Source organism: Paracoccus sp. MC1854, assembly GCF_014164635.1.
GTDB lineage: Bacteria > Pseudomonadota > Alphaproteobacteria > Rhodobacterales > Rhodobacteraceae > Paracoccus.
The window spans coordinates 1-4,028 of the sequence record NZ_JACJFU010000080.1; the positions used below are offsets into that span (position 1 = coordinate 1).

The following is a 4,028-nucleotide window of genomic DNA, read 5'->3' on the forward strand; positions in this document are numbered from 1 at the left end:
GCAATGGCTCTGGACTTACAACAACGACCGCCCGAACATGGGCATCGGCGGCATCACACCCGCCCAGAAACTGAAAATGGCCGCATGAGTTCTACGAATGGACCCCGTTAGAAATGGGAGGATTACCCGGTCACCTCGATTTCGACGGCGCCACAAAGGCAACTTCCGTAATGCTTCGTGGTCATGATTCGTTCCTTGTTGTCACAAGTGGGTAAAGCCGGTCGTTCGTTCGCATGGCGCCGGTTTCACGGATCGGGACCGCAGGACTGCCATGATGGAGTTGTCATCGCCGTCCTGCATGGGCCGTCAGCGCCCATTCCTCGCAGAGACCCAAAGCGCAGAGGTCGGGTGCTAAAATCGCTGCGGCGATGCCATGCAGGACATGCGTCACTGCCGGCTGAACTTAGCAGCCTCATTGGCCGACAGCAAACCGGCCGAACCGGTGAGTGCGAGTGCCATGAGGGTTGCGGCAAGCAAAGGCTGACAAATGTCTGACATGTTTTTTCCTTCTTGATTGAGCGGTATGGTTGCACTTTGGCTTCACCAGGCGTCATGCACCGCTCATGCGGCCTTTCCGCGCGCCAACGCCTGAACATCCGCGGTGGTCAGGGGATTTCCCCCGATGGCCCAGTCGCCGCTGCGCACTTCCCGGATCCTGCACCAGGTGACACCGCGCATGCTTTCGCCTTCGATGGCGACCATGGCATCCGTCAAGTCGTGGATAATCTTCCGCTTCTGCTCCGCGGTGAAGACGTTTTCGATTACATGGACATCGATCAGCGGCATCAGACTTTCCTTCGATGTTGATGGGGTCGCGGGTTGAATCCGCGTGACTACCAGCCCTGCGAATACAGCTATGGAGGAGACGCGTTGATCCGAACGTGGTAGACTGCGTTGTATCCGGCGCCTTCAAACGTGTTTTTTGATGGGGCGATCGTGCGATGCCTATGGTCCTGCGCATGCACGTTCTAGGCGAGTTGCGGGTGCTGCACGGCGGGGAGCCGATCGTGCTGCCCCCTTCGAAGAAGACTCGCGCGCTTCTGGTCTACCTTGCGCTGACAGGGCGGCCGCATCGACGCGAGCGGCTGTGCGATATGTTCTGGGACCTGCCGGACGATCCGCGTGGCGCCCTGCGATGGGCGCTGAGCAAAATCCGCCCGCTCGTCAACGGGCCTGGGCAGACGCGGCTTGAGGCAGACCGCGAGCGCGTGTCGCTGAGCGTCAGGGCGGCCGAGGTCGATCTGCTGGATCTGCGTCAGACGCTTCGCCCAGATGCGGCCGATCCGCCCCTTGATCGGCTGCACGCGATGGCGGCTGCGCTGTCACTGCCGCTCCTCGACGGGCTTGATCTGCCACAGTTCGACGCCTACCAGGCTTGGCTGACGGCCGAGCGTGAAGAGGTGCTGCATCTGCGGCTGGCGGTGCTCGAACGTCTTACCCGGCATCGCGAGACCAGCGACGGGGCGGCGCTGAAATGGGTGCGTGACTGGCACGCCTCCGATCCTCTGTCTCCTGAGGCCGCGGGCATCCTGGTGCGCACGCTGAAGAAGATCGGGCGCAGTGCCGAAGCCGAGGCGGTGGTGCAGGACTACCAGCGGATGGCCATGGAAGCCGGCCTCGGATCGATCCCCGACCTGCTCGCGCAGAGGGCTCCGGAAGATGCCCCCCCGGCGGACAGCGTTCGCCGCCTGTTACAGCATCAGACAATCGGATTCTGCGAATCCGAAGATCGCGTACGGATCGCCTATGCCACCGTCGGAGAGGGGCCGCCGCTCGTCAAGGCGGCGAACTGGCTCAATCATCTTGAGCTCGACTGGTCGAGCCTGATCTGGGCTCGGACCTTCAAGGCGTTTGCCGCGCGGCACACCTTTATCCGCTATGACGAGCGCGGCAACGGCCTGTCAGACTGGGATGTGCCTGAGATCAGCTTCGAATGCTTCGTGCGCGATCTCGAGGCGATTATCGACGCACTCGGCCTCACGCGCTTTCCGCTCCTCGGCATGTCGCAAGGCTGTGCGGTGTCGATCGCTTATGCCGTGCGCCATCCCGAACGGGTGTCGGCGCTGGTGCTGATCGGGGGCTATGCCGCCGGCTGGCGGATCGGCGCCACCCCCGAAGAGCGCGAGCGGCGCGAGGCGGTGATGACACTGACCCGGCTGGGTTGGGGCAGGGACAACTCAGCTTATCGTCATATCTTCAGTCAGACCTTCATGCCCGATGGCACGCCCGAGGAACTGGCCTGGTTCGACGACTTTCAGCGTCAGACCACCTCACCTGAAAATGCAGTGCGCTTTCAGGAGGCGTTCGGTGATATCGATGTGCGCCATCTGCTGGGGCAGGTGCGTGCGCCGACGCTGGTGCTGCACGCGCGCCACGATGAGCGGATCACCCTGGCGCAAGGGCGCGAGCTCGCCATCGGCATTCCGGGTGCGCGTTTCGTGCCACTTGAGAGCCGCAGCCACATCATTCTCGGTCACGAGCCTGCATGGGACGTTTGCATGGACGAGATAGATCGATTCCTCGATATCCATAACCTTTGACAGCAAGTCAGACGTGGACACATGGCCACGGGTACCCGCCATGGAGAGTGTCCGATCTTCTGTGCATGACTGACTCGGTCCATGCTTCCTGAGAGGAGCAAGGACGATGACGAGTTGCTGAAGGGCTGCAAGCGGCCCGAGGATCTGCTCGGCGATGCCGGGCTGATGAAGTAACCGAAGGTTCGGCTGATGGAGCGGATGCTCGGGGCCGAACTGACCGCGCATCTGGGCTATGAGGCTGGAGCGGAACCGCCACCCAAACAGGCCAACCGCCGCAATGGCACCGCGACAAAGCGGGTGAAGGGCTCGGATGGCGAGGTGCCGCTGGCGGTGCCACGCGACCGGAACGGCAGCTTCGAGCCGGAGCTGGTGAAAAAAGGCCAGACCCGGATCGACAGGGTGGATGACAAGATCATCGGCCTTTACGCCGCCGGGCTTCCGGTTCGCGACATCCAGACGAGTCTCGAGGAGCTTTACGGACTTCGAAGGTCGCCGGACCTGATCAGCCGCGTCACCGATGCCGTGCTGGAGGAAGTCCGGGACTGGCAGCACCGGGCGCTGGACCGAATGTATCCGATCCGTCGTCGGGAAAACGGGGCTCCGCCCCCGTTTTCTGATCCTCCTCCATTATCGACGCCCCGCGGGTGAAGATCCGCGATGCCGACAGCCGGATGGTCAGGAATGAGCCATCAAGGCGCCATCGGTTCGAGCCCAATGACGAACGCGGTCTACATCGCCTTGGGCGTCACCCACGTGGGGGAGCGCGAGGTCCTCGGTCTCACGACCAAGGCCGCCTGATCATGACCTCAGGCCATCGCGGGAATTACACCACATTGACGGACGTGACCGGATTTCATGCATGTGGCTCGGCCGATCTGAGAGGTTCGCGCGAAGGCGACGGCCTTGATGAGCCGCTCGTGGCATGCTGCGTACGCTGGTGGTGTTGAAACCGGTTAGTGCCTGCCCCCACCGGCCTGCGCTACGCCATCTGCAGGACGGGGTTGAGCGACGGTGACGTGCTGCTGGTTACTCGATTGCCTCGCGGCTGAACTGGTCACCTCAAGGTGCTGCCTGCGGGGTGCGGATCAGAGCAGAAAGTCGCTCGCGTCCAGCTTGTGCACACCATCGAGGACGATGTTGAGCTGTCATATCCTATGTGATTATACGGCTGCTTTCTGAACAGTTCGGGTTTTTCGCGATGCCAAGCCTTGAGCGCGTCGATGGGCGTTCGACCCTTGAGGACAGGCTGGGGCAACTGGCCGTTGCAGAGGCGGACATGAGCCGCAGGATGGTCTGCTCCAGGTCTTCGCCGCTGTGGAAGCGGTGGCTCTGCAGGACATCCTCGATCCGGCCGTTGAACCGCTCCACCATGCCGTTGGTTTGCGGGTGCATCGGCGCCAGGGGGTGCTCGATGCCGAGATCGTCGCAGAGGCGGTCGAACTCATGATTGCCGGTAGGGGAGCGGCGGCGCAGCCCGAAGAGCCGGTC

Annotated in this window: 3 protein-coding genes and 1 pseudogene; 2 read left to right on the top strand and 2 right to left on the bottom strand. The window is 62.6% G+C overall.

Annotated features, from left to right (window positions below):
* Nucleotides 1-561: 561 nt before the first annotated feature.
* A complete protein-coding gene (locus H5395_RS17820; RefSeq protein WP_182793857.1) occupies nt 562-786 on the bottom strand; it encodes a tautomerase family protein in 225 nt (74 codons plus the stop codon).
* 173 nt (nt 787-959) lie between these two features.
* Here H5395_RS17820 and H5395_RS17825 point away from each other — a divergent pair, with 173 nt between their 5' ends.
* On the top strand, nt 960-2,540 hold the full coding sequence (locus H5395_RS17825) for an alpha/beta fold hydrolase (RefSeq protein ID WP_255440805.1): 1,581 nt from the start codon (nt 960-962) through the stop codon (nt 2,538-2,540).
* Nucleotides 2,541-2,729: 189 nt separating this feature from the next.
* The gene (locus tag H5395_RS17830; protein ID WP_255440806.1) at nt 2,730-3,188 is read left to right on the top strand and encodes a transposase; all 459 of its coding nucleotides are present in this window, start codon (nt 2,730-2,732) and stop codon (nt 3,186-3,188) included.
* Between the two features lie 502 nt (nt 3,189-3,690).
* On the opposite strand, the pseudogene H5395_RS17835 reads toward H5395_RS17830, so the two are convergent.
* Nucleotides 3,691-4,028, bottom strand: a pseudogene (locus H5395_RS17835) (integrase core domain-containing protein); the annotation flags it as partial.

What these genes read in the sequence shown, in the direction of transcription:
- H5395_RS17820 (WP_182793857.1), bottom strand. Translation starts at nt 786, where the DNA reads ATGCCGCTGATCGATGTCCATGTAATCGAAAACGTCTTCACCGCGGAG.
- H5395_RS17825 (WP_255440805.1), top strand. Translation starts at nt 960, where the DNA reads ATGCACGTTCTAGGCGAGTTGCGGGTGCTGCACGGCGGGGAGCCGATC.
- H5395_RS17830 (WP_255440806.1), top strand. Translation starts at nt 2,730, where the DNA reads ATGGAGCGGATGCTCGGGGCCGAACTGACCGCGCATCTGGGCTATGAG.